The sequence below is a fragment of the Robiginitalea insularis genome (assembly GCF_052497835.1).
Genome location: NZ_CP199296.1, coordinates 2518532 through 2540821, shown reverse-complemented (window position 1 = coordinate 2540821; position 22290 = coordinate 2518532). Strand labels below are relative to the sequence as shown.

General features: G+C 47.3%; 22 protein-coding genes. 9 read left to right on the top strand and 13 right to left on the bottom strand.

Annotated elements, in window-relative coordinates:
- The first annotated feature begins 227 nt into the window (after window positions 1-227).
- A complete protein-coding gene (locus tag ACT6NV_RS11530) occupies window positions 228-1766 on the top strand; it encodes a serine hydrolase (RefSeq protein ID WP_445384600.1) in 1539 nt (512 codons plus the stop codon).
- A gap of 72 nt (window positions 1767-1838) precedes the next feature.
- Here the strand turns inward: ACT6NV_RS11530 and ACT6NV_RS11525 are convergent, their stop codons facing one another.
- Window positions 1839-2420, bottom strand: coding sequence for a hypothetical protein (locus ACT6NV_RS11525; RefSeq protein ID WP_445384599.1), 582 nt, complete (start codon window positions 2418-2420; stop codon window positions 1839-1841).
- A 224-nt stretch (window positions 2421-2644) separates the two neighbouring features.
- Window positions 2645-5806 (bottom strand): glycosyl hydrolase, encoded by a 3162-nt coding sequence (locus ACT6NV_RS11520; protein ID WP_445384598.1) that lies wholly within the window; start codon window positions 5804-5806, stop codon window positions 2645-2647.
- A 204-nt stretch (window positions 5807-6010) separates the two neighbouring features.
- Between ACT6NV_RS11520 and ACT6NV_RS11515 the strand changes: the two genes are divergently transcribed.
- Window positions 6011-7447, top strand: a complete 1437-nt coding sequence (locus ACT6NV_RS11515; protein WP_445384597.1) for an alpha/beta fold hydrolase — start codon at window positions 6011-6013, stop codon at window positions 7445-7447.
- A 134-nt stretch (window positions 7448-7581) separates the two neighbouring features.
- Entirely contained in the window at window positions 7582-8466 is an 885-nt protein-coding gene (locus ACT6NV_RS11510) for a dienelactone hydrolase family protein (protein WP_445384596.1), read from the top strand.
- 18 nt (window positions 8467-8484) lie between these two features.
- Here the strand turns inward: ACT6NV_RS11510 and ACT6NV_RS11505 are convergent, their stop codons facing one another.
- Window positions 8485-9408, bottom strand: a complete 924-nt coding sequence (locus ACT6NV_RS11505) for a LysR family transcriptional regulator (protein WP_445384595.1) — start codon at window positions 9406-9408, stop codon at window positions 8485-8487.
- A gap of 182 nt (window positions 9409-9590) precedes the next feature.
- Between ACT6NV_RS11505 and ACT6NV_RS11500 the strand changes: the two genes are divergently transcribed.
- Window positions 9591-10313 (top strand): energy transducer TonB, encoded by a 723-nt coding sequence (locus tag ACT6NV_RS11500; protein WP_445384594.1) that lies wholly within the window; start codon window positions 9591-9593, stop codon window positions 10311-10313.
- A gap of 24 nt (window positions 10314-10337) precedes the next feature.
- Complete coding sequence (gene cls / locus ACT6NV_RS11495) at window positions 10338-11732, top strand: cardiolipin synthase (RefSeq protein WP_445384593.1); 1395 nt, start codon at window positions 10338-10340, stop codon at window positions 11730-11732.
- Here the strand turns inward: cls and ACT6NV_RS11490 are convergent.
- The 6 genes from ACT6NV_RS11490 to ACT6NV_RS11465 all read right to left on the bottom strand — a co-directional run bounded on the left by ACT6NV_RS11490 (window position 11724) and on the right by ACT6NV_RS11465 (window position 16336).
- Window positions 11724-12380, bottom strand: a complete 657-nt coding sequence (locus tag ACT6NV_RS11490) for a hypothetical protein (RefSeq protein ID WP_445384592.1) — start codon at window positions 12378-12380, stop codon at window positions 11724-11726. The two genes, cls and ACT6NV_RS11490, sit on opposite strands and share 9 nt — an antisense overlap.
- A gap of 49 nt (window positions 12381-12429) precedes the next feature.
- A complete protein-coding gene (locus ACT6NV_RS11485; RefSeq protein ID WP_445384591.1) occupies window positions 12430-12729 on the bottom strand; it encodes a hypothetical protein in 300 nt (99 codons plus the stop codon).
- A gap of 71 nt (window positions 12730-12800) precedes the next feature.
- Window positions 12801-14168: an MBL fold metallo-hydrolase RNA specificity domain-containing protein gene (locus ACT6NV_RS11480; RefSeq protein WP_445384590.1), complete on the bottom strand. Its 1368-nt coding sequence runs from the start codon at window positions 14166-14168 to the stop codon at window positions 12801-12803.
- A complete protein-coding gene (locus ACT6NV_RS11475; protein ID WP_445384589.1) occupies window positions 14165-14944 on the bottom strand; it encodes an ATPase in 780 nt (259 codons plus the stop codon). The genes ACT6NV_RS11480 and ACT6NV_RS11475 overlap by 4 nt, the downstream gene beginning before the upstream one ends.
- Before the next feature lie 74 nt (window positions 14945-15018).
- Window positions 15019-15441, bottom strand: coding sequence for a hypothetical protein (locus ACT6NV_RS11470; protein ID WP_445384588.1), 423 nt, complete (start codon window positions 15439-15441; stop codon window positions 15019-15021).
- A 16-nt stretch (window positions 15442-15457) separates the two neighbouring features.
- Complete coding sequence (locus ACT6NV_RS11465) at window positions 15458-16336, bottom strand: universal stress protein (protein ID WP_445384587.1); 879 nt, start codon at window positions 16334-16336, stop codon at window positions 15458-15460.
- Between the two features lie 119 nt (window positions 16337-16455).
- On the opposite strand from ACT6NV_RS11465, the gene trxA reads away from it, so the two are divergent.
- Window positions 16456-16755: a thioredoxin gene (trxA, locus tag ACT6NV_RS11460; protein WP_445384586.1), complete on the top strand. Its 300-nt coding sequence runs from the start codon at window positions 16456-16458 to the stop codon at window positions 16753-16755.
- A 13-nt stretch (window positions 16756-16768) separates the two neighbouring features.
- On the opposite strand, the gene ACT6NV_RS11455 is transcribed toward trxA, so the two are convergent.
- On the bottom strand, window positions 16769-17200 hold the full coding sequence (locus ACT6NV_RS11455) for a doxx family protein (RefSeq protein ID WP_445384585.1): 432 nt from the start codon (window positions 17198-17200) through the stop codon (window positions 16769-16771).
- Between the two features lie 81 nt (window positions 17201-17281).
- Window positions 17282-17869, bottom strand: a complete 588-nt coding sequence (locus ACT6NV_RS11450; RefSeq protein ID WP_445384584.1) for a hypothetical protein — start codon at window positions 17867-17869, stop codon at window positions 17282-17284.
- A 120-nt stretch (window positions 17870-17989) separates the two neighbouring features.
- On the opposite strand from ACT6NV_RS11450, the gene ACT6NV_RS11445 reads away from it, so the two are divergent.
- From ACT6NV_RS11445 to ACT6NV_RS11435, 3 genes are read left to right on the top strand one after another with little or no spacing between them, the layout of a single operon-like run.
- Entirely contained in the window at window positions 17990-19090 is a 1101-nt protein-coding gene (locus ACT6NV_RS11445) for an efflux RND transporter periplasmic adaptor subunit (RefSeq protein WP_445384583.1), read from the top strand.
- Window positions 19087-20349: an ABC transporter permease gene (locus ACT6NV_RS11440; RefSeq protein ID WP_445384582.1), complete on the top strand. Its 1263-nt coding sequence runs from the start codon at window positions 19087-19089 to the stop codon at window positions 20347-20349. The genes ACT6NV_RS11445 and ACT6NV_RS11440 overlap by 4 nt, the downstream gene beginning before the upstream one ends.
- Window positions 20350-20358: 9 nt before the next feature.
- On the top strand, window positions 20359-21042 hold the full coding sequence (locus ACT6NV_RS11435) for an ABC transporter ATP-binding protein (RefSeq protein WP_445384581.1): 684 nt from the start codon (window positions 20359-20361) through the stop codon (window positions 21040-21042).
- A gap of 6 nt (window positions 21043-21048) precedes the next feature.
- Here the strand turns inward: ACT6NV_RS11435 and ACT6NV_RS11430 are convergent, their stop codons facing one another.
- Together ACT6NV_RS11430 and ACT6NV_RS11425 are read right to left on the bottom strand one after the other, a co-directional pair.
- Window positions 21049-21342, bottom strand: coding sequence for a chaperone modulator CbpM (locus ACT6NV_RS11430; protein WP_445384580.1), 294 nt, complete (start codon window positions 21340-21342; stop codon window positions 21049-21051).
- 5 nt (window positions 21343-21347) lie between these two features.
- Window positions 21348-22244 carry a DnaJ C-terminal domain-containing protein gene (locus ACT6NV_RS11425; protein WP_445384579.1) on the bottom strand — a complete coding sequence of 299 codons (897 nt, stop codon included), beginning with the start codon at window positions 22242-22244 and terminating at the stop codon, window positions 21348-21350.
- Between the last annotated feature and the right edge of the window lie 46 nt (window positions 22245-22290).

The following is a 22290-nucleotide window of genomic DNA, read 5'->3' as shown; positions in this document are numbered from 1 at the left end:
TCACCTAATACCGCAGTTTATTAATAACTGACGGAATTTATTAAAAAAATAATTCCTGCAGGTCATTATTGAATATCAATTTGAAGGATACTGCACGACCATCGGAAGAATCCCTCAAAAGCCTTTTTGAAATACGCCATATCCCATTAAAAAATCCTGCCTCAAACCAGAAATCGCTATCTTTAGTTATCGAATTCCAAATTTCCTTTCACCTAGTAAACTGCCAAATGAAAACCAACCTGTTTGCACTCCTTCTTTGTCTTTCTACCGCTATTTCTATTGCTCAAAACCCTGAAAATGTCAATTTGCAGGAGCTGGATGCCTATTTCAGCAAAATGGTAACCGATTGGGAAATCCCCAGTGCCTCCATCGGGATCGTAAAGGACGGGGAATTGGTGTTTACCGGCAATTATGGGGTGCTGGAAGTTGGCCAAAACCAGAAACCGGATGAAAACACCCTCTATGCCATTGCCTCCAATTCCAAGGCCTTTACCTCAGCCATCATCGGGATGCTCGTACAGGAAGGAAAAATGGATTGGAACGACCCGGTACGGAAGTACCTCCCCTACTTCGAGCTCTACGGCGGCTGGGAAAGCGAACATGCCAGCATACGGGACATCCTCAGCCATAGGGTGGGCCTGGGAACCTTTAGCGGGGACAATATCTGGTACAAATCGGAACTGCCCGCCCCTGAGATCATACAGCATATCAAATACGTTCCCAAAGCTTATGAATTCCGTGCGGGATATGGCTATTCCAACCTGATGTTCATCACGGCAGGGGCGATCATCGAAAAAGTAACGGGAAAGAGTTGGGGTGAAAATGTAAAGGAACGCATTTTAGAGCCATTGGGGATGGATCGGACGCTCTATTCTGTTGAGCAATTGGACGAGGCGGGTAATTTTGCAACCCCCCACGCCCTCCGGGATGGTGAAAACTATCCTATCCCCTGGACCAGCTGGGACAATGTAGCTGCAACCGGGGGGTTGATTTCATCAGTCTCTGACCTTTCCAAATGGATGATCTTCAATCTGAATAACGGAATCATCGGGACGGACACCCTGCTCAGTAAACACACGAGGAACATAGTCTGGACTCCCCATAACAACCATATGGTAGATCACACCTCTGAAAATGACTTCGACAGGCATTTTAATGGCTATGGCCTGGGCTGGGGGCTCAGTGATTACAAAGGACGCCTGAAGGTTGGTCATACCGGGGGATATGACGGGATGATAACTGCAGTTACGCTGATACCGGATGAAAAACTCTGGGTGGTTGTCCTGACCAACGGGCCAAAAAGCCCGATTATGGCTGCTACCTATTACGCCCTTGACACCTTCCTGGATACAGAAAGCGATAAAGACTGGTCTGCTGATTACCTGGCAGCTGCCAACAGGCGCATCAGCGAGGATACCCGCATTGCAGAGCGCATCGCCAGCCGGGTGGAAAACACCCGACCCAGCATTTCGCCGGATGCCTTTACGGGCCGCTATCATTCTGATTTGTACGGGGAACTGCGTATTGTACAAAAAGATAATGAGCTAAAGCTGGAGTTTTCCCACTCTCCCCTGCTATCGGCTACTCTGACCCACTGGCATTACGATGTCTGGAAGCTCAACTGGGACCACCCGCAGGCCTGGTTCAGTTTCGGGACCATTCAAATTGAGACCAACAATATGATGGAAGTAACCGGTTTCTCATTTGACGTCCCCAATGATGATTTCTTTTTTGAAGAAATAAAGCCGAAAAAGCATACAGAGTAATCAAATACAAGCGTCTAATCAATAAAAAAGGCATCCTTCAGGATGCCTTTAAATGATTGGAATAAATAAATTTTAGTTTGCTAAAACACCAGCAAGTTTGCCACTACCCCGACTCGGTCTTTTAAACAATTTTTTTAAGGGGTGAAAAATGCTCCCCAGGCTAAAGGGTTTAAAGTCGAAGTGCATCAATACCTCGCGGTCTGCATCGGTCTCGATTTTCAGTTCTGAATTCAATTCAAAATCGATATGCTTAATTCCGGATAAGGTTTCCCGGGACCGATCGGAATAAACAAAACTGTTTTCCCCGTCCGCCAGGTAAAACCTGAAACCGGTATAGCTTCCTTTTTCAACTGATAAAATTGCTTTTTGCCTGACAAAGAATTCCGTATCCATACCTTTTGGATGGAGTTCCACATAAGAAGGAAAATCCTTTATGATATGTTCCGCTCCGGCGGTATCGATAGCGGTTACTTTGGAAAGCTGCAGGTGCATTTTTGCAACTTCCAGTTCCCTGGCCGTTTTATTAGTTAATTGCAGGGGCTTGGCGTTGCCGCTCCTCTCCCATTCATCTACCAATGCAAATGCAATAAAGTGTTGTTGATAGGCAAAGGGATTCGTATGAAATGTCGTTGGATAAAATGTTCTTTTACTCATAGTTGCAGTTTTTTAAAAATTGCACTACAAAAGTGCTAAGAACGGACCGGATCGAAAAGATGTATATTGGCCAATATATGTGCTATTTTAACATGAATAGTAACCTGTTGTGACTCATAGAGATAATATATGTTATATTTATGTTAATATTAATGAAGGGATATACGAAACTTAAGTCCTTATTATCCCGTAAAGCCCCTGTTAGGGTTTAGCTGCACCCTGCTTCATGATTTGATTCGCTTTCCCTTTAACAGCTGCAATTCGGATTTCTTCAGACGGGTATTGAGCTGATCAACCTCAACCTCCATAAAGGTTTTGAATTTCTGGTTTACCGCTTCAAGGCGCCGGTTGAAGATGCTGTAAACCTCCCGCTGCTGGTCCGTAGGCTTAAAATCGGCCCCAAAACCGGTAATATCGCTGGCCAGGGCACTCAGGCGGCCATATAGTTTCATGGGAGATCGGAAAGCATCTTCCCGGGCTCCGGTCAGGTGAATATCGTACAGGCTTGCCGCAATACTGACGGCCATCTCCCGCAACCTGGACGCCTTTTCAAGATCTTCGGCTTGTTTAAGCCTTGGAATGATTTCGGACAATTCTGCCCGAATGCTTTCAATCTGGTTGATCATGGTAACAGACTGGTTGATAGCATCCCGCAATTCCAGGGAAAAAGCCACCTGTTCCTTTATTTCCTCCAGGCTGCCCTCAGAAACGGGGTCTTTTTTTACAACCAGTTCCCGGGTATATTCTTTGTCACCCACAATTAGTTTTACGGTATAGGTGTCCGGTACAACCCTGGGGCCATATTGCCCGCGCATCAGATCGAGATCCCAGGTAACCAGCGGGCGCCATCCTTCTCCGTTAAGCTGGACCCATGGCCTGCCGGGGGGAGTCGTTTGGAGCCTGGGCTTGTAGGTGGGTTCATATCGCAGGTCCCAGACCACACGATGGATACCTTCTTTGTTACTGGCTTCCAGGGTACGGATGAGTTCCTTATTTGCATTTAGAATCTGAACTTGTACTTGCTGCCGGGTACTGGCCCTGAGAAAGTAATGGATATCTGCCCCATAGGCCGGGTTTTGGCCGGAATTCAGGCTGGGGCCATCCGTTTTGATGCTTTGGCGGTTTATAAATCGATAAGCAGGTCGCAGGCTGAACAGGTGGGCATCCTTCCCCACCGCATCCAGATCGTACTCACGGATGGGGGCTATATTATCCAGGATGTAGTATCCCCTTCCGTAGGTTCCCACAACCAGGTCGTCGAAGCGTTCCTGAATATCCAGCCAGTAAACCGGTGCCGGCGGCAGGTTGTTCCGCAATCTAATCCACTTTCTTCCGTCATCCACGGAAAAATAGAGGCCATTATCGGTGCCCACCCACAACATCCCTTCCCGTTTGGGGTCTTCCCGTACCACATGTACAAAACTGTGCACAGAGGCGGGAATATCCCCGCTTATAAGCTTCCAGTTTTGCCCGTAATCTTCCGTTTTATAGACATAGGCGTCAAAATCTGCCATTTGGTGCAAATCAACACTGATGTAGGCCGTACCCTTTTTGAAACGTGAAGGTTCAATATTCGCGATGGTCCCCCAGGACGGCAGGTCCGGGATATTTTCGGTAACATTGAACCAGTTTGCACCGCCGTCCCGGGTGAGCTGTACCTGCCCGTCATTGCTCCCGGTCCAGATAAGCCCGGGTTCCAGGGGGGATTCGGCAATGCTGAACAGTACCGATCCGTCAAAGGTCATCAGGTTATCGATGGCCACACCTCCCGAATTTTGCTGGTGCGTTTTGTCGTTCAGGGTAAGGTCCGGGCTGATCTGCTGCCAGCTCTGGCCCCCGTCATCACTTTGATGGACAAACTGACTGCCCGCATAAACCCGGTGCGGCTTATGGGGGGAAAAAGCCAGGGGAAAATTCCAGTGCCAGCGGTATCTCAGTTTACCGGGTTCCCAGCCATATCCGGCTTCCGGCCAGACCCTGACGTCCCGGACATGACCAGTTTTCGTATTGTATCGCTGCAATCCTCCGTCATAACATCCCGACCAGACTATATCATTGTCAAAGGGATCCGGTTGGGCAAAGCCGCTTTCACAGCCCCCTACCCCCGTCCATAATCCCAGGGGGATATAACCCTGCAGGCTGTTGCTCGGGCCCTTGTAGGAATAGCCGTCCTGCCGGTTTCCATAGACATTATAGGGGATCTGATCGTCTGTGGCCACATGGTACATTTGGGCTATGGGCAGCACCACCCGCTGGAAACTCTCTCCATGGTTCAGGGTAATACTGGCGCAGCCGTCGTGGGCTACCATCATCCGGTCCGGATTGGTGGGGTCCAGCCAGATATCATGGTTATCCCCTCCGGCTTTATATCCTCCCTTAATCGTTTTCCCCCCATCTTTGGAAATACTGAATTTCACACTGGCAAAATACAGTTCATCGGGGTCTCCGGGTGACACCGCCATACGGGTATAATAGGGTGCCCGCTCGGCGATATCATGATTCCTTGTTTGCAGGGTCCAGCTGTTCCCAAAATCCTCCGAGCGGTAAAGGGCCGGGCTGTCTATTTCAAAGAGGGCATATACTATATCCGGATCTGAAGGTGCAATAGCCACGGCAGTTTTTCCAACCTCCTGCCCTTCACCTCCCGGCAGTCCATAGGCAGACAGGGCTTCCCAGCTTTTTCCAGCATCTGTGCTGCGGTATATCCCGCTTCCGGGACCACCACTGCGCAGACCCCAGGTATTGATGTGGACAGACCACATGGCCGCCATAAGCCGGTCCGGGTTGGTGGGGTCCAGGGCTAACTCGGCGGCCCCGGTATTCTCATCGATAAACAGGATGCGTTCCCAGTTCTTACCCCCATCGATCGTTTTGAATACCCCGCGTTCCTGCTGTGGGCCGTAGGTATGCCCAAGTGCCGCCGCATATACGATATCCGGGTTTTCGGGATGCACAATAATCCTCCCGATCCGTCCCGTTTTTTCAAGGCCCATATGCTTCCAGGTCTTACCGGAGTCCTCAGACTTATAGATCCCGTCTCCCATGGCGTGGGCAGGCCGGATAACAAAAGTCTCGCCGGTGCCCACCCAAACCTGTTCCGGCTGGCTGGCAGCAATGGCCAGGGAGGCCACGGAGGAAACATCCTGCTCATCAAATATGGGGTCCCAGTTGATCCCGCCATCAGTGGTTTTCCAAAGTCCGCCCGAAGCAGCCCCGATATAATTGATCATTGGGTTTCCCGCTACCCCGGCTATGGCAATGGCCCGGTTGCCCTCTGGCCCTATAAAACGAAATTTAAGTTCTTCAAAAGTGCTGTCGGGGCTTTGTGCAGAGAGCAACAGACCGAATAAGAGCAGCACAGTGACGGGGAATATTCTGGAATTCATAACAAATGGATAAGGTTGGTTTGTATCAGGTCTAAGATAACCAAGTTTTGCTGAATGGACTTTTCCTGATTTTAGCTCACTGTTTGTAAAAATCCCCATTATTTTGCCCCTTTCTTCTTAACTTTAAGGGTAGCGGGAATGGCAATTGCTGAGCCGACAATATTTAAGACCGTTCCAGCCCACTAAACCGATAAACAACGAACTATGAATCGATTATTTTTTGCAATGATCTTCCTCATGGGAGGATTAATTTGGGGGTGCAGGACACAACAAACGGAAATAGCCACGGCTCCTGTACACGAAGACTGGTCAGAACTGCCCGAAGGGTTTAAAGCCGGGGCATTATGGGTGCCGGAAAACCATGATGAGCCCGAGGGTATCAAAATCAAAATATCCTATCTCATTTTAAAGGCAAAAGACAGCAGTTCTAATGAGTATCCTGTTGTTTATTTCTCTGGAGGCCCCGGAGGCAATACCCTTGACCCTGACATGCTCGAATTTGCGAGTAATCTCTCCTGGAGGGAAAAACGGGATGTGATCTTTTTTGACCAAAGGGGTATCGGCTATTCTTCCGCCATGCCCGACATGTCCTTTGCTGCCTTTGAGATTTTGGCAGCAGATGCGGATGAGCAGCAGGAACTGCAACTCACCCGGGAAATGCTGGACGATTACAAGAAGCAGTGCGCCGATAAAAATATCCACCCGGAATATTACAACAGCCTGCAAAATGCCCGGGATGTGGGGATGCTTTTCAAAAAACTCGGATATGAAAAATACAGCCTGATGGGGGGTTCTTATGGAACCCGGATTGCGCGGGTGGTACAGGATATGTTCCCGGAATATATTCATGCTGCTGTCCTGGATTCCCCTTCCCCCCTGAGCGGAGACTTCCTGATGGACCGTCTTTACAGCTACTCCCTGGCTTTATCGCGTATTTTTGAGTATTGCGAAAATCAGGAGGAATGTTCAACAGCCTATCCCAGGCTGAAACAGGATTACTTCCGGGCCATTGAACGGCTTGAGGATAATCCCTTACAGCTAACCTTCAATGATTCCTTAGAGGTTACCATCAATGCCCAGGATGGGATCTATTTGCTCCGGCGGCTTTTATACCAGGGCAATGCACGCGAAAAAGCCCCGGAACTCATTCAGGCCTTCCTCAGTGGGCAGGGCGATGTACTGCAGGAAGTGCTGCAATTTGAATACGCCCTTACCGGAGGGCTCAACCTGACTATGTTGCTTTCGGTAGAACGTTTTGAACAATTCAATGAGGATAACGATGCCGAAAAGATTGAAGCCGCCTATGCCAATTACCCTTTGATCCCGGTTAAGCTGGGGTTCTTCGACGCCTTTTATCAGGCCGGTATGTCCTGGCACGAGGCGCGCTTGCCCATTAAAGATCGCGTTTTCGGGGATTCGGATATTCCCACCCTTATCTTCGTTAACCGTTATGACCCGGTAACCCCACCCAAAAACGGACACCTCTTCATGGAACACTTGTCTGACGGACAGCTGTTAATCCTGGATGAAGGAGGCCATGGCAGCGGGAATCAGCAGTGCAAGGACAGTGTGGTAAGTACTTTTCTGAGCAGCCCGCAGGCACCACTGGACACCGGCTGCCTGAATCTGTATCAGGAGTGATTCCGGGGTAGACATTCGGATTAAAATATGGCCCGCGTTCGGACCAAAATTTTTGTATCTTGAAAAGTGCCTCTTTCTGTTAGCTGCAGAAACGACCTGAACCCTTGCTTTAAATAAACTGTAAGCTGCAAACCATGAAACCACTACGCAAAGAAGACATCCGCCAGGAGGTATTTGACCTCTATGACAAATACGCCCATAATAAGCTGCAACGGCGTGAATTTATAGAAAAACTTTCGCTCTATGCGGTTGGCGGGGTTACGGTTGCCTCCCTGATGAGCTTCCTGATGCCCAATTACAAAGACACCCTGTTGGTACCGCCCGATGACCCGGAGCTAGATTCAGGGTTTATAAGCTATAACTCACCAAAAGGCGGGGGTGAAATCAGAGGGTTGCTCTCCAAGCCTAAAGCGATCTCCGAAAAACTGGGCGGGATTGTGGTAGTGCATGAAAACCGCGGCCTTAACCCCTATGTTGAAGATACAGCAAGGCGTGCAGCCCTTGCGGGCTTTATCACCCTTGCTCCGGATGCCCTGAGCCCCCTGGGAGGGTATCCCGGAAATGACGATGAGGGGCGGGCCATGCAAAGACAGCGCGACCGCAATGAAATGCTGGAAGATTTTATAGCGGCCTATGAATACCTGAAAGGACGGGAGGAGTGCAATGGTAAAATTGGGGTGGTAGGGTTTTGTTTCGGGGGCTGGATCTCCAATATGATGGCCGTTAGAATACCCGATCTGGCCGCTGCGGTTCCGTTTTATGGCAGTCAGCCCAAAGAGGATATCGACAAAATAAATGCCCCGCTCATGTTACAATACGCAGGGTTGGATGAGCGAGTGAATGCAGGCTGGCCGGATTATGAAAAGGCCCTGAAGGCAGCCGGAAAAGAATACCAGGCCTTTGTTTATCCGGATGTAAACCACGGATTCCACAATACTTCCACTCCCCGCTACGACGAGGCAGCCGCTGAGCTGGCCTGGAAGCGCACCATTGAATTCTTTAAAAAGCACCTGAGCTGAGCCGATAGTATACCCTGTTCAATAATTCTCAAACCAGGAAAAGCGTTCCTCTATAATACGGTCCTTATCGGCTTTAATATATTCCAGAAAGGCTTCAGCTGTAGGCGATAATTTTTTGGACTGCAGCCAGATCAGGTTCCAATGGGTAATGATGGGAAGACCCCGGTAAGGGATTATCTCCAAATCTTTGTTTTTCAATTCATTTTTCAAGCCGATCAAAGGCATTATGGAATATCCCAATCCGGCCACAATGGCTTGTTTTAACGCTTCATTACTGGTGAGTACCAATTTTTTGGAGTTGGTAAAGCCTTTGGAGCGCATAAAGGTTTCCATAGCGTTCCGGGTAGCGGAACCACTCTCCCTATAAATCAGGGGTTGCTCCTGAAAGATCTTCCCCTTCGGATACTGGGCCGGCAACTCCCGATTGCTGCCCCCTACCAGAAAAAGTTTGTTTTGCATTAATTCCACCCGGTTTATTTTAAGGTGGTCCGGGAGAACCGATACCATCGCAAAATCCAGCTCATTCTGCTCCAGGCTCTTGATTACCTTGGCCTTGTTGGTTACATCCACACTGAGGTCTACAGCCGGGTTGGCATCCATGAAATCCGTGAGGAAGTAAGGCATAACATATTTGGCAGTTGAAACGGTGCTGATCTTCAAACGACCTGCAATCTGGCCCTCATAGGCATGGGTCTTGTAATTAATGGCCTCTACCTGGTTCAGGATCTCCTCTGCCGCCCTGGCAATTTCCCGTCCAAAGTCTGTGATAAAAAGTTTACGCCCCACTACCTCTGTGAGGGGAATGGAGAACTGATCCTGAAAATTTTTCAACTGGATGGAAACAGCTGGCTGGGTTAAATGCAGCTCTTCCGCAGCCCGTGTTATGCTCTGTTTTTGTGCAATGGTGTAAAAGATGTTCAGTTGGTTGAGCGTGTAATTCATAAAATATGATTATGTTTTTCACTCTAAATATAAATTATATTGTATGAATATTTGCTTAAATTCAAGCAATAACTTCCCTGTTCCGGCCCGGAACCCGTAGGATCACAACTGACTTTTATCATTTTTATCCTCAGGCAATTGGGGTAATTTGAAGCTATTATTAACAGCCAAAATTAATAGCCATGCAAGTAAAGAAGAATCCCAAGGCAGACTTGAACAGAAACAGCGGGCTCTATTTTGTAATGGGCCTCACCCTAGTACTATTCCTGACGTGGAGGGCGTTGGAATACAAATCTTACGAAGACAACCAGGAAGACATTGTACAATTAGTGGTTGGCGATAACCTGGATGAAGACGTCCCGGTAACCGAAACGATCCGCACTGCACCGCCCCCACCCCCGCCTGCTGCTCCGGAAGTCATTGAAGTGATTGAAGATACCGAGGAAATAGAAGAAACGGTGATAGAGAGTACAGAGATCAGCCAGGAAACAGTTGTTGACGATGTAGACCTGAATGCCTCTGATATTGACGTAGAGGAGGAAGAAGAGGAAATTACAGTTCCCTTTGCCATCATCGAAACAGTACCGATTTTCCCGGGTTGCGAATCTGTTTCCAAAGCAGAACAAAGAGCTTGTTTCCAGGAAAAAATGCAGGAACATATTATCAAAAATTTCAATTACCCTAAAACAGCCGAAGAACTGGGTATTCAGGGTCGTGTTTTTGTACAGTTTGTTATTGGTACCGACGGATACGTGACAGAAATCAAAACCCGCGGGCCAGACCTGCTGCTGGAAAAAGAGGCCAAAAGGATTATCGCCTCTTTGCCTAAAATGATACCCGGCCAGCAACGAAAAAGACCCGTAAGGGTTCCCTATAGTATCCCTGTTAATTTTAAATTACTGTAACTTATGGGGAAATAGTATTGTATCGTGTTGATACCGACCTTAATTACCTTATATATCTTGGTGGCAATATCAATTGTCATCAGCCTCCTGCTGAATGGTGTCAGACCCTCGAAGACATTGGCTTGGCTGTTAGCCATCTTCACCATCCCGGTAGGAGGCATTATATTATACCTGCTACTCGGGAGAAACCGCAGAAAACAAAAGCTCTATTCCATTGCTCTTAATAAACCTGAAGTTTCCCAAGGTGATGAAGACCTCAGCGGCCTCAGTAACCGTTCCAGGCAAATTTCAAGGCTGATCTCCAAACATACCGGCTTCCCTGTAAGCGCAAATAACAATATAAAACTCCTGCGGAATGGGGAGGAAACCTTTTCCAGCATCTTTGAGGCTTTGCAAAAGAGTGAAAAATACATTCATCTGCAGTATTACATTTTTGAAGAAGGAGAGCTGGCTGACCGTTTATTGGAACTTTTCTGCACGAAAAAGGCCGCAGGAGTAAGCATCAGGCTTATATATGATAATATAGGGAGTTACTCCCTGAGCAAAAAATATCTCAGGAAATTAAAGGAAACAGGGGTGGAGGTTTACTCCTTTTTTCCCTTTCGCCTGGGGAAATTTATCAGCTCCCTCAATTACAGGAATCATCGCAAAATCATTGTGGTAGACGGGCACACTGCTTTTACCGGGGGGATCAATGTATCTGATAAATACCTGAAAGGGGACACTGCTCTGGGCACCTGGCACGATATGCATTTGAAAATCTGCGGACAGGGTGCCCATCATCTCAACTGCGTCTTTGTACAAGACTGGAACCTGGTTAGCCAGCAGAGTATTGAAGCCATCGCTCCGCTGCAAATCCCTGAAAAAGGCAAGGTTAAACTGCAGGTGCTAGCCACCGGACCCGATGATGATTTTCCATTGATGGAACAATTGTATTTCTCCCTTATTAACAGTGCCCGCAAACACGTCTATATAACCAACCCGTATATCATTCCGAGCCATGCTATACAGATTGCGCTGCAGACCGCTGCATTAAGCGGGGTGGATGTAAGGCTTATGGTGTCTGCCAAGGCAGATTCAACCCTGGTTAGCTGGTGTGTGCAGTCTTATTTTCAGCGCTTTTTAAAAGCAGGTGTAAAAATCTATTTATACCCGGAGGGCTTTTTGCACAGTAAGATCATCACGGTAGACAACAAATTGGCTACCATTGGTACCGCCAATGTGGATGACAGGAGTTTCCAGCATAATTACGAGGTAAATGCAGTGATCTACAATCGCAATACGGCAGGCCACCTGAGTGAAATTTTCCTGAGGGATTGCGAAAAAAGTGAGCAGCTGGAATTTGAAGTATTCAGGCAACGCCCCTGGTCTCATAAACTTGCCGAAGGGGCTGCAAGGACTATTAGTCCTTTATTGTGAAGATAATTGTGTAGCACCGATGATCAGTTCCTCCTCCTGCATTTGTTCCAATACGATTTTCACATAATCCTTTACCACCCGATCAGAACTGCCTGGATTATTGATTTCGTAATAGCTCCTCCAGACCAGGTCAATATCTTTACCCACACAAATACAATAAAGGGAAGTCTCCGTCAGATATTTGGTCGTTTTTTCGTAGGATTCCGGGTCCAGGTAAATCCCCTGGTGCGCCAGGTAATCTTCACTGAAACTTTTAAAGGAAGTCCCCTGTTCGTCAGTATTCTGACGAAGCATGGTCTCGGTTTGGGCATCCACAACCTTGGTAAACAGGATGGCATCAAAATCCTTCTCCAGTAACTGTTCTTCCACCCTTGCCAATTCCTCACGGGAACGCCTTGAACTGGTAAAATCCACATCAAAGAGGTCAATACTCTTCATGGTTTCTATGCCCCTTTTTGAAAATTCCAGTTGCAGCGAAGATTCAAAGGCATCGCGCAGACAAACCTCAGAGGTCATCCCAACTACCAGTAATTTATTGGCGTGAAACAGTACTATATCAGGATTGCGATACGTTTTGTGTAATCGAACAGAAGAACATCCCAACAATATACTGAGTATTGAGAATCCCATAAGCAGGTAACGCTTCATGCAGTTTATTTAGCTTCCTTGTTCCTACAAGGTACCAAAAATTATTCATTCAGATTTTATCAGCCAGATATTCCCAGATCTCCGATTTCCAGATCCAGAAATTGCGCTCGAATAATTTCAGGTCATTACTGCCCTCCATTTGCAGTTTTTTGAGTTCTCCCATCAGTTCGACCCCGCGGTTTTTAAAGAGTTCCAATCGCTCAAAAAGGTTGGGTGCATCTGAGGGAAATTTGCAGGAGCACAGTAATTTGTTTGTAAATCTCAAATCATTTTCCATGGCCGTTAGGCGGAAAACATTCTGCTCGTCGGAAGTAGCAGTTATTCCGGGTATGTGTATAGGATTGTACATGATTGATGATTTTTAATTACATAAAATAACTGTTTTTCAATTCAGCGGAAATGATAAAGGTCAGTTGCCTTCTAGGGTAGGATTGTGACTGTTTGAAACAACTCAGGAATAGAACTGTTCCAGTTACGCTCCATCTTAAGCTTTATGCGCAGAGCCTCGGTAGCCGTGGGCTCTCCGTGCACCAGAAATATTTGTTTAGGCGGGCGCTCCAGCAGGGCCGTCCACCAAAGCAATTCCCCCTGGTCTGCATGGGCCGAAAGGGTTTCTAACAGGTGTATCCTTGCAGCAACCGGAACATACTTGCCAAAGATCTTCAATTCGTGTGCTCCTTCCTGCAGGTTACGCCCCCTGGTCCCTTCTGCCTGGAACCCCACTAGGATTACCCGCGTAGCCGAACGCTGAAGGTATTTACTAAGATAGGTGAGGACCCTTCCGCCGCTGAGCATCCCGCTACCGGCTACCACTACTTTCGGTCGTGAATCATCAACAGCCTCCCAGGTTTCTCCGTAATGGCTGACAATGTTCATTGCAGCCGTTATGGTTTTGAATTCCCCGCTTTGCAAACGGTGCCAGTCGGGATATTTTTCAAATAGTTTCAGGACGTTATGGCCCATGGGGCTGTCTATGTAAACTTGCAGCGGAGGAATTCGATTTTTACGGATTAATCTCCATATCAGATACATGAGCGTTTGCAGGCGTTCAACCGCAAAGCTCGGGATTATACAGGTACCGCTTTCCCTTATGGTCTCCCGGATTATTCGGGCCAGTATTTCCTCTGTATCCTCATCCGGATGCAGTTTATTACCGTAGGTGCTCTCCAGAATCAGTACATCGGCGCTCTCAGGTCTCTCGGGATCCTCAAGGAGAGCGTCTGCAGGACGGCCCACATCTCCCGAAAAAACGAATCGCTTACCCCCTGCATCCATTTCGATAAAAGTAGCCCCCAGAATATGACCGACCTTTCGGAATCGGAACTGAAGGCTGCCAAAAGTCTTCCATGTACTGGTTTCAAGAGGATGAAACCGCTGAAGGCTGGCCTGAACATCGGAAGTTGTATACAGGGGTAAGGGATTTTTATGCCGGCTGTACCCTTCTTCTGAAGCCCTTTTTGCCTCTTCTTCATGAATTTTGGCACTGTCCTCCAACACGATCCGGGCTATTTCCAGAGTGGGTGGTGTTCCAAAAACCGGCCCCCTGAAACCATCCCTGACAAGGCAGGGTAACATTCCTACATGATCCAGGTGCCCGTGTGTGAGGAGTACGGCATCTATAGTTGCAGGAGCTATTGGCCATTCGCTCCAGTTTAATTGTCTTACGGTTTTCAGACCCTGAAATATCCCACAGTCAATAAGCACCTTTTCCGTATCCGTTTCCAGCAGGAATTTTGATCCGGTTACCTGCCCTGCGGCTCCCCAGAAATTGAGTTTCAGCTTGTTCATGGCCTGAAAGGATTACAAAGCTGTTGAAATTCACTCAGAATCCGTCTTTTCCTGGAGTCAGAAACACCCAGATGATCCAGGTAATGCGGATGTTTTAGCAATTCCTTTCCCAGTACGACATCCCTGGCAAGTAAAAAGTCCTTTTCCCTGGAACTGAGTAACATACTCACCGTAATCGGATAAAGGTAATAACGATCGATCCGGGCTTTCAGACTGTCTTTTTCAGGATAATTCCAGCTCAGGAGATACAGGCCGGCACATTTGCCGTATTCCAGGGCATCTGATGTAAAACGGGTATTGGTCACTACCCAGCCCGGAGTAAATTCCCTGTTAGGGTTATCCGCAGTATTTTTGAGAATATCCCGGTAGCGGGAATCTATATACAGGGGAACTTTAACATTGCACTTACGGCCTTCATCCGAATGAAACTTACACTCGATAAGGGTGACTGCTGTCCCATTTACGGCTTCAACATCTACTTCGTGGGGAATACAGGAGCCCCCGTAAACCACATTGGTCCGGGCGCGATAACCCGATAAATTCAGGAGTGCGCTAATAAACTTCTCAAAAGGAAAACCAGTAGGCCCCAATTCATAAATAGCCCGTTTTAGCTTGTAGCGGGAAGCACAGGATTTCTTGTATTTTTTTAGTAATGCAAAGGCACGGTTGTAAATCTCCCGTGTTGTCATCCCTTCGAAGGACTCCTTTGTAAGCTGGTCCGTAATGGCTGCAACCACACCCGGCTCAGCCCCGCTGTGCTGGAGCGACTTTTTCAATTTTTCAGCGGAAAAGGGAACTGGTTCCCCTGAAGATTTGACAATTAGCAAGGGTGCTTTTTTACCCGTATTTTTCATGTGCCCGCTGCGGGAGACTCAGAAAAGTAATCCCGGACTTTGGCTTTAAGTTGATTCAAACTCATTTTGTCTGCGGGCATCACCAATTTCACTTTTGCAGCCATGGAAGGATCCGCCTCATCCAGCCACTTTTTAAATTTTCGATTGGTTCCTGCAGGGCCGTACAGCACAATTGCCTCAGATCCTTCAAGAGCTTCGTGTAAATTTTCAAAGTATTGTCTGAGTTGGTGTTTTTCCCTTTCCAGATAACGACTATCCTGAACCACTTCCTGCGGGCCCCATTTGGTTTTGGAGCGGGAACCACCTTTGGGGTTAAAAAATTCAACTTCTGAATCCAGGCTGAGGGAATTGCTCTTTTCTCCGTCCCAGTTTACAACCTGTGCTTGTTTTTTATCTATCCACACACCTGTTACTTTCATGATCTTTATATTTTAATTAAGCTTCCGTTCTTTTTGTTTCAGTCAGTGTTTTTTGGGCCGGGGGTAATACCATAAAAGGGATTTTTGAATGAAACCCGATCACGTCTATTACCGGGGTAACCAGGAGGTTTTCAAGAAAAGTATGTGTATTGCGAACCATTACCAGCAGCTGAACAGGGGTCCTGACAGCAAATTGGTTAATAGCTTCAATAATCGGTTGCTGCCCTTCTTCGGAGATTTGAAAAGACAAGCCTTCTAACAGTTTTTGAAGTTGTTTTTTCCCTTCAGTTCGCCTGGTTTCCGAATCGGCCGGATCATAAGTATGCAGTACAAAGAGCTTCCTGCCGGCCCCGGACAGGGTACGAAATAGTACTTTTAGCTTCAGGTTTTCAAAGTCCTGAGAATAATCGGTTGGAAACAGGATGTTCTGCAGGGCTGCTACTTTTGCCTGTTCCGGAATTAGCAGTACCGGACAACTGGCCTTATGCACAACCTGTACGGAGTGGGAGCCGAAAAGGATTTCCCTGGCTCCGGTAGCCCCCTGTGTGCCCATTACAATTAAATCCAGGGCTTCCTTTTCTGCCATTTCCTCCATTTCATCGGCCAGGGTATTAAAAGCAGCATGGCAGAAATACCGGTGGTCTGCATCCCCGGATATTTCTTTCAGCTCTTTTTTAAGGGCTTCCAGACGGTCCAGTTCGCGCTGTTTGTAAATATCACCCAAACCCAGGTTTCCTGGGCTTGAAAGCAGGTACTCGGCCCGGTAAACTGCCGGGGTATAAGTGTGCACTAAAAAAAAGGTACATTGATCTTCCCTGAACAAGTCTATGGCGTAACGCGCTGCCTTGAGTGCATTATCTGAATAATCTGTCGGGATGGCAATTCGCAGGTTCATTGTAATATCTTACAGCTTTATCCTTAAAATTAGCCAATCCAACCCGCTCGATTCATGATATACATCATATACTGTTTGGTTTGGTCCACCGTACTTTTGTAAGTGTAATACCTGTAATTATGAAAGGTTCATTTAATAAAATTATTCAATCTGAAATTCCTGTATTAATTGACTTTTACGCAGATTGGTGTGCCCCCTGCAAAGTACTGACTCCTATCTTGAAACAGGTAAAAGAGGAGCTGGGAGATGCAGTCAAGATCGTCAAAATAGATATAGACAAAAATGACTCCATTGCAGGTCGTTTTCAGGTCAGAGGAGTTCCAACCATGATCTTATTTAAAGAGGGAACAGCCCTTTGGAGGCAAGCCGGGGTACTACCCAAAGATCAATTACTGACTACCCTGAGGCAATATATATAGGCATCTATCAGGCCTAACGGATCCGATCCCAGCGCAGTAGCAGCAACATGATTCCCAGAAAAACGACATTTTTTATGATATACTGACCCACCAGTGTAAGGCCAAATGGGATTTGCGTAAAGCACCATTGCGGGAAGAAGATCAGAGGAAGGAAAGTACAGCAAATATGGACAGTGGCTGCATGCAGGGCAATTCTTTTAAAAAGACCCGTAAGTAATAGCAATCCAACCACCGTTTCCCAAAACGCCAGCAGGAACAAGCCCGTTGGCGCATCCATCAGGCCCAGAGTCAGTTGTGAAATAGTAGCCCCGGCCAATTCTTCAGCCGGGCTAAGACCCGGAAAGAATTTTAAAAATCCAAACCAGAGGTAAACAAGCCCCAGGCCCCTTAAAATGAGCCAGGTTCTGTCAATTCGCCTTATAATGACAAGGGGGTTACTCAGCATCTATATAGTGTTTAGCGGGCAAAGTAATTTTTTATCATACCTGAAAATATGATAATCGTCATATTTGGGTAATTCCAATAGCTATTCCATTCTGGAGAGGCTCTCCCGGGCGAGTTCAGCCGTCTTTAATTTTGCCACTGCAACGTTACCGAGATCTGTCCGGGCCTCATCATTCGGCCGCATCAGCCAAAAATCTGTGGTCTGGACGATGTTGGCGCCTTGTTGCTGCAATAGTTCCCTCAGTACCCTTCCCGAACGCGCTGTGGAACCACTGCCCAGGATCACAGGAACAACGGACCGGCCTGCCAGCCAGTCGGCTGCCATGATAAATTGTTTGGTCGGACGGTCGGGACTCCAATTGTAGGTATTTGCAAAAAATACGAAAAGGTCAAAACGGCCCGGATTAATAGTGTCCGCAGCAGCTAAAGTTGCCACTGAACTGGCCCAGCCCTGCTGCTGAGCTGTACTTGCATAGGCCAGTGCCAGCTGTTGGTCCAGATTGTAAATCGGGTCCGGATTGAATACGACCAGTACGGCTCCCTTTGGATTTTCTGCCGGAAATTCCCAGGTCTGCCCGGAACGCAATTGCTGTACCCACAGGGTAAGCAATCCCCAAATAATGGCAATTGACAAAACAATGCGCCCTGTTATTTTGAAGGCCTTCTGCATACCCTTGATATTTTATAACTGAAAATAAAGGTATTTCAGAAGGGCCAAATGCTAAATGAGATTTATCATAAAAGAACGGAGGCAGTTGGTGTAACTTTCCAAAATACAAATGAGGTACCCATGGTAATAAATCGGAGGTTAGGAAAATATACCGGATTTCTGGTGATATTTGGGTTGGTTGCTTGTGGAACGGGTGACCCGGCCGTATATCCTGAAAAAAGAGATATTACGGCTTCTGTATATGCCTCTGCAACCGTACAGCCCGATAGTATGTACCGCGTACACGCTGCTGTAAGTGGTATTCTCGAAAAAAACCTGGTAGGCGAAGGGGATTTGGTTCATCCTGGCACCCCCCTTTTGCAGATCACCGACAAGACCCCCAGAATCCAAACGGAAAATGCCCGGATCGCCTTAGAACTGGCAGAAGAAAAATACCTTGGAGAGTCCTCCCCGTTGAATAATCTAAGGGCTCAAATCCGAACGGCAGAATTAGGTTTTCAAGACGACTCCCTTAACTATGAACGTCAAAAAAAACTCTGGTCCCAACAAATAGGCTCCCGTACCCAACTTGAAAACCGCCTCCTGGCCTATGAGCGATCCCGAAACAATTTACTCCAACTACAAACGGAATTGGAAAGAATGAGGAATGAACTGGAATCCGCAAGGATACAGGCGCGAAATAATTACGAAGCCTCTCTTGTGAATGAGCAGGAGTTTACGGTGCGAAGCACCATCAATGCTACGGTCTACGCCCTTTATAAGGAACCCGGAGAACTGGTGCTGCCCAATGAGCCCCTGGCCATGCTGGGAAGCCCCGATATTTTTATAATCAGCATGCTGGTTGACGAAGTGGACGTAGTTGAAATCCGTACCGGACAGCGAGTGGCTCTTACCCTGGATGCCTTTGGGGAAAAGGTTTTTGAAGCAGCCGTTTCAAAAATATATCCACAAAAAAATGAAAGAAACCAAACCTTCACTGTGGAAGCGAGGTTTCTGACAGCTCCGGCCACACTGTATCCCGGCCTTTCAGGGGAAGCAAACATTATCGTTTCTGAGCGGCGGCAGGCTATGGTAATCCCGAAAAATTATCTGCTGGATGGACACAGCGTACGTACCGAAGATGGAATTAAAGAGCTGGAGCTGGGGATTGAAACCCTGGAGTGGGTTGAAGTCCTTTCGGGTATAAATATGGAAACAGCCCTGCTTAAACCTGAACAATGAAACAGTGGAAACTTATCCTGAGCATTGCCAGAACGCATTTGCTGACCAAACTAAAATCTACCGTTACCGCGGCACTTGGGGTAACTTTCGGGATAGGGGCCTATATTACCCTGGTCAGTTTTATGACCGGGCTCAATCACATGCTGGATGACCTTATCCTGAATCAAACCCCCCATATCCATTTATACAACGAAGTGCAGCCTACTAAGCGGCAACCCCTTGAGAGAATAGCCGCCTATACAGACGATTTGCTGGACCTTCGGTCGGTCCGTCCCAAACAGGGGCAGCAAAAAATACACAATGCTCTGCCCATCCTGGACTACCTTAAAAATGATCCCCGGGTTTATGGCGCCAGTCCGCAGCTGCGGGCCCAAATATTTTATCTTTCCGGTTCCCTGGATCTGGGCGGAGTACTAATGGGGGTAGATATCCTGGAAGAAGAACGGCTCTCCAATATCGGGGATTATATTGTAGATGGTTCTGCGCAAGCCCTGGAGAATTCAGATAATGGGATTATTCTGGGGATGGGCCTGGCCCAAAAAATGTCCCTGGCTCCCGGAGACCGTTTACAGGTTAGTACAACTGAAGGCGCCACCTTCCCTTTAAAGATCGTTGGCCTCTATCAGAGTGGTATTGCAGAAATCGATAATTCGCAAAGCTATGCCAAGCTGAAAACCGTACAGCAAATCCTGGGGAAACCATCCAACTACCTGACAGACATCAACATTAAGCTGAATAAAATTGAAGAGGCCGTACCCATGGCACGGGAACTGGAAAGGCAGTTCCGGATCAAGGCCAGGGACATTCAGGAAGCCAATGCACAATTCGAAACCGGCACCAGTATCCGAAACCTGATTACCTATGCGGTTTCAATAACCCTGCTGATTGTGGCAGGCTTTGGCATCTACAACATTCTCAATATGCTGATCTATGAAAAGATGAACGACATCGCCATTTTAAAGGCAACCGGCTTTTCGGGAAGGGATGTACAGAATATATTTATGAGCCAGGCGTTGTTGATAGGTTTGGCGGGTGGTTTGTTGGGTTTGCTTATCGGTTGGTTACTCACTTTGCTGATCGACACCATCCCTTTTGAAACGGAAGCTCTGCCCACCATAACCACCTTTCCGGTAAACAAAAGCCCCTGGTATTACCTGATCGGAATCACCTTTGCATTACTATCGACTTTTATAGCCGGATATTTGCCTTCGGCCCGGGCCAAAAAGATCGATCCCGTTCAGATCATAAGGGGTAATTAAATCATGCTGATGAAAACGGTAATGAGCGCAAGAAATATCGATAAGTACTTCTACAAGCCGGTGAAATTTCACGTGCTCAAGGATATTAATTTTCAATTGAAAACAGGTGAATTCATGAGTATCATGGGGAAATCAGGTTCCGGAAAATCGACCTTGCTGTATATCCTCTCTACCATGGATACGGATTATGAAGGCTCACTTTATTTACAGGAGGAACTTATCAGCGGAAAGCATAAGGATTACCTGGCCCGCCTGCGCAATACCCATATTGGGTTTGTATTCCAGTTCCATTACCTGCTGGGCGAATTCAGTGTGCTTGACAATGTCATGCTCCCGGCCCTTAAACTGGGGTTGAAAAGCCCGGAGGAGATCCGTCAGGATGCCCTGGAAAAATTAAAAATGCTGCATATTGAGAAACTGGCGGAAAAAAGGGCTTCCCGGATTTCCGGCGGGGAAAAACAGCGGGTAGCCATTGCGCGGTCTTTGATCAATAACCCGCTGATCCTTATGGGAGATGAGCCCACGGGGAACCTGGACAGCTACAATTCAGAAAATGTCTTTCAGATATTAAAGCAATTACAGCAGGAAGCCGGTCTTTCGCTCCTTGTCGTTACCCACGATGAAGATTTTGCGAGTCGGACCGACCGTATCCTGGAACTGGAAGACGGGAGAATTATCCGTGGAAACGAGTAGTCTTGTTTAGGTTCCGTAGCGCTTCAGGGCTCTTCTGAGTTGCAGTACCTCTTCTTCCAGCTGTTGTACGCGGTTCAATAAATGATCTACGGCCTGAAGACCCTGTGGGTTAATATGCAGGTCCCGGTGCAGGCGCAGCAATCGCTCCAGCCGCCGCAGTTCCCTCCTGTGGAATACCTCTTCCTTTTCCATATTCTGAATGGATATCAATTCGAATTCCTGCAACTCATACAGAAACCGGGTTTCCAGCCCGTGTCCTTTACAAAAATCAACGATTCGGATGTATTTATCTCTTTCCATCTTGCTTATAAATTCGATTTTTTTAATGCCTCAAACAGGCTTTTCTGTTCTGCATTCAGCGTATCAGGCAATTGAACATCGTAGGTGATGATCAGGTCTCCAAAGGATCCTTCCTGTTTGTAAATTGGAAAACCTTTGCCTTTTAGTTTTACCCGGGTATTGTTCTGCGTCAGGGGTTTCACTTTTAATTTCACTTTTCCATCAAAACTGTCTGCGGTGAATTCCCCTCCCAGAACAGCTGTGGTAAGGGGTAAGCGTATCGTCTTATACAGGTTGGCCCCATCCCTCCGGAATTCAGTGTTATTTACAATATCAAAGGTGAGGTAAAGGTCCCCTTTAGGCCCTCCGTTTATCCCCGGGCCGCCATATCCCTTAATTTTGATCGTCTGACCATCTTCTATCCCTGCCGGAATGGTAATACGGATATTCTTGTCTCCAATAGTTAAGGTTCGTTTATGTGTGCGATAAACATCCTTTAAGCTCAATTGCAAACTGGCGTTAAAATCCTGACCCTTAAAACCCTGCTGAGACCTTCGGCTGCGTCCTGCCCCAAAGCCCCCGAACATGGATTCAAAGAAATCGGAAAATTCGCCTTCTCCTCCCGTAGAATAGGTATAGCGCCTGCCATGACCCCCGGAATCTGCACGGGCCTTTCGCGCTTGTTCGAAGGCTTCAGCATGTTCCCAGTCTTTCCCGTACTGATCGTATTTTTTCCGTTTTTCAGGATCGCTTAACACCTCATTGGCCTCATTGACCTGTTGGAACTTTTGTTTAGCGCCTTCGTCGTTCGGATTAAGGTCTGGATGGTACTTTCTGGCGAGCTTGCGGTATGCGCTTTTGATCTGCTTCTCAGTCGCATTTTTATCCAGCCCAAGTATTTTGTAATAATCTATAAATTCCATCTTTGCAAAGACTTAAAGATATAATCGGCGATTTATCCCTGACGGG

Coding starts and splice junctions, on each gene's coding strand:
- ACT6NV_RS11530 (WP_445384600.1), top strand. CDS start 228: ATGAAAACCAACCTGTTTGCACTCCTTCTTTGTCTTTCTACCGCTATT.
- ACT6NV_RS11525 (WP_445384599.1), bottom strand. CDS start 2,420: ATGAGTAAAAGAACATTTTATCCAACGACATTTCATACGAATCCCTTT.
- ACT6NV_RS11520 (WP_445384598.1), bottom strand. CDS start 5,806: ATGAATTCCAGAATATTCCCCGTCACTGTGCTGCTCTTATTCGGTCTG.
- ACT6NV_RS11515 (WP_445384597.1), top strand. CDS start 6,011: ATGAATCGATTATTTTTTGCAATGATCTTCCTCATGGGAGGATTAATT.
- ACT6NV_RS11510 (WP_445384596.1), top strand. CDS start 7,582: ATGAAACCACTACGCAAAGAAGACATCCGCCAGGAGGTATTTGACCTC.
- ACT6NV_RS11505 (WP_445384595.1), bottom strand. CDS start 9,408: ATGAATTACACGCTCAACCAACTGAACATCTTTTACACCATTGCACAA.
- ACT6NV_RS11500 (WP_445384594.1), top strand. CDS start 9,591: ATGCAAGTAAAGAAGAATCCCAAGGCAGACTTGAACAGAAACAGCGGG.
- ACT6NV_RS11490 (WP_445384592.1), bottom strand. CDS start 12,380: ATGAAGCGTTACCTGCTTATGGGATTCTCAATACTCAGTATATTGTTG.
- ACT6NV_RS11485 (WP_445384591.1), bottom strand. CDS start 12,729: ATGTACAATCCTATACACATACCCGGAATAACTGCTACTTCCGACGAG.
- ACT6NV_RS11480 (WP_445384590.1), bottom strand. CDS start 14,168: ATGAACAAGCTGAAACTCAATTTCTGGGGAGCCGCAGGGCAGGTAACC.
- ACT6NV_RS11470 (WP_445384588.1), bottom strand. CDS start 15,441: ATGAAAGTAACAGGTGTGTGGATAGATAAAAAACAAGCACAGGTTGTA.
- ACT6NV_RS11465 (WP_445384587.1), bottom strand. CDS start 16,336: ATGAACCTGCGAATTGCCATCCCGACAGATTATTCAGATAATGCACTC.
- trxA (WP_445384586.1), top strand. CDS start 16,456: ATGAAAGGTTCATTTAATAAAATTATTCAATCTGAAATTCCTGTATTA.
- ACT6NV_RS11455 (WP_445384585.1), bottom strand. CDS start 17,200: ATGCTGAGTAACCCCCTTGTCATTATAAGGCGAATTGACAGAACCTGG.
- ACT6NV_RS11450 (WP_445384584.1), bottom strand. CDS start 17,869: ATGCAGAAGGCCTTCAAAATAACAGGGCGCATTGTTTTGTCAATTGCC.
- ACT6NV_RS11445 (WP_445384583.1), top strand. CDS start 17,990: ATGGTAATAAATCGGAGGTTAGGAAAATATACCGGATTTCTGGTGATA.
- ACT6NV_RS11440 (WP_445384582.1), top strand. CDS start 19,087: ATGAAACAGTGGAAACTTATCCTGAGCATTGCCAGAACGCATTTGCTG.
- ACT6NV_RS11435 (WP_445384581.1), top strand. CDS start 20,359: ATGAAAACGGTAATGAGCGCAAGAAATATCGATAAGTACTTCTACAAG.
- ACT6NV_RS11430 (WP_445384580.1), bottom strand. CDS start 21,342: ATGGAAAGAGATAAATACATCCGAATCGTTGATTTTTGTAAAGGACAC.
- ACT6NV_RS11425 (WP_445384579.1), bottom strand. CDS start 22,244: ATGGAATTTATAGATTATTACAAAATACTTGGGCTGGATAAAAATGCG.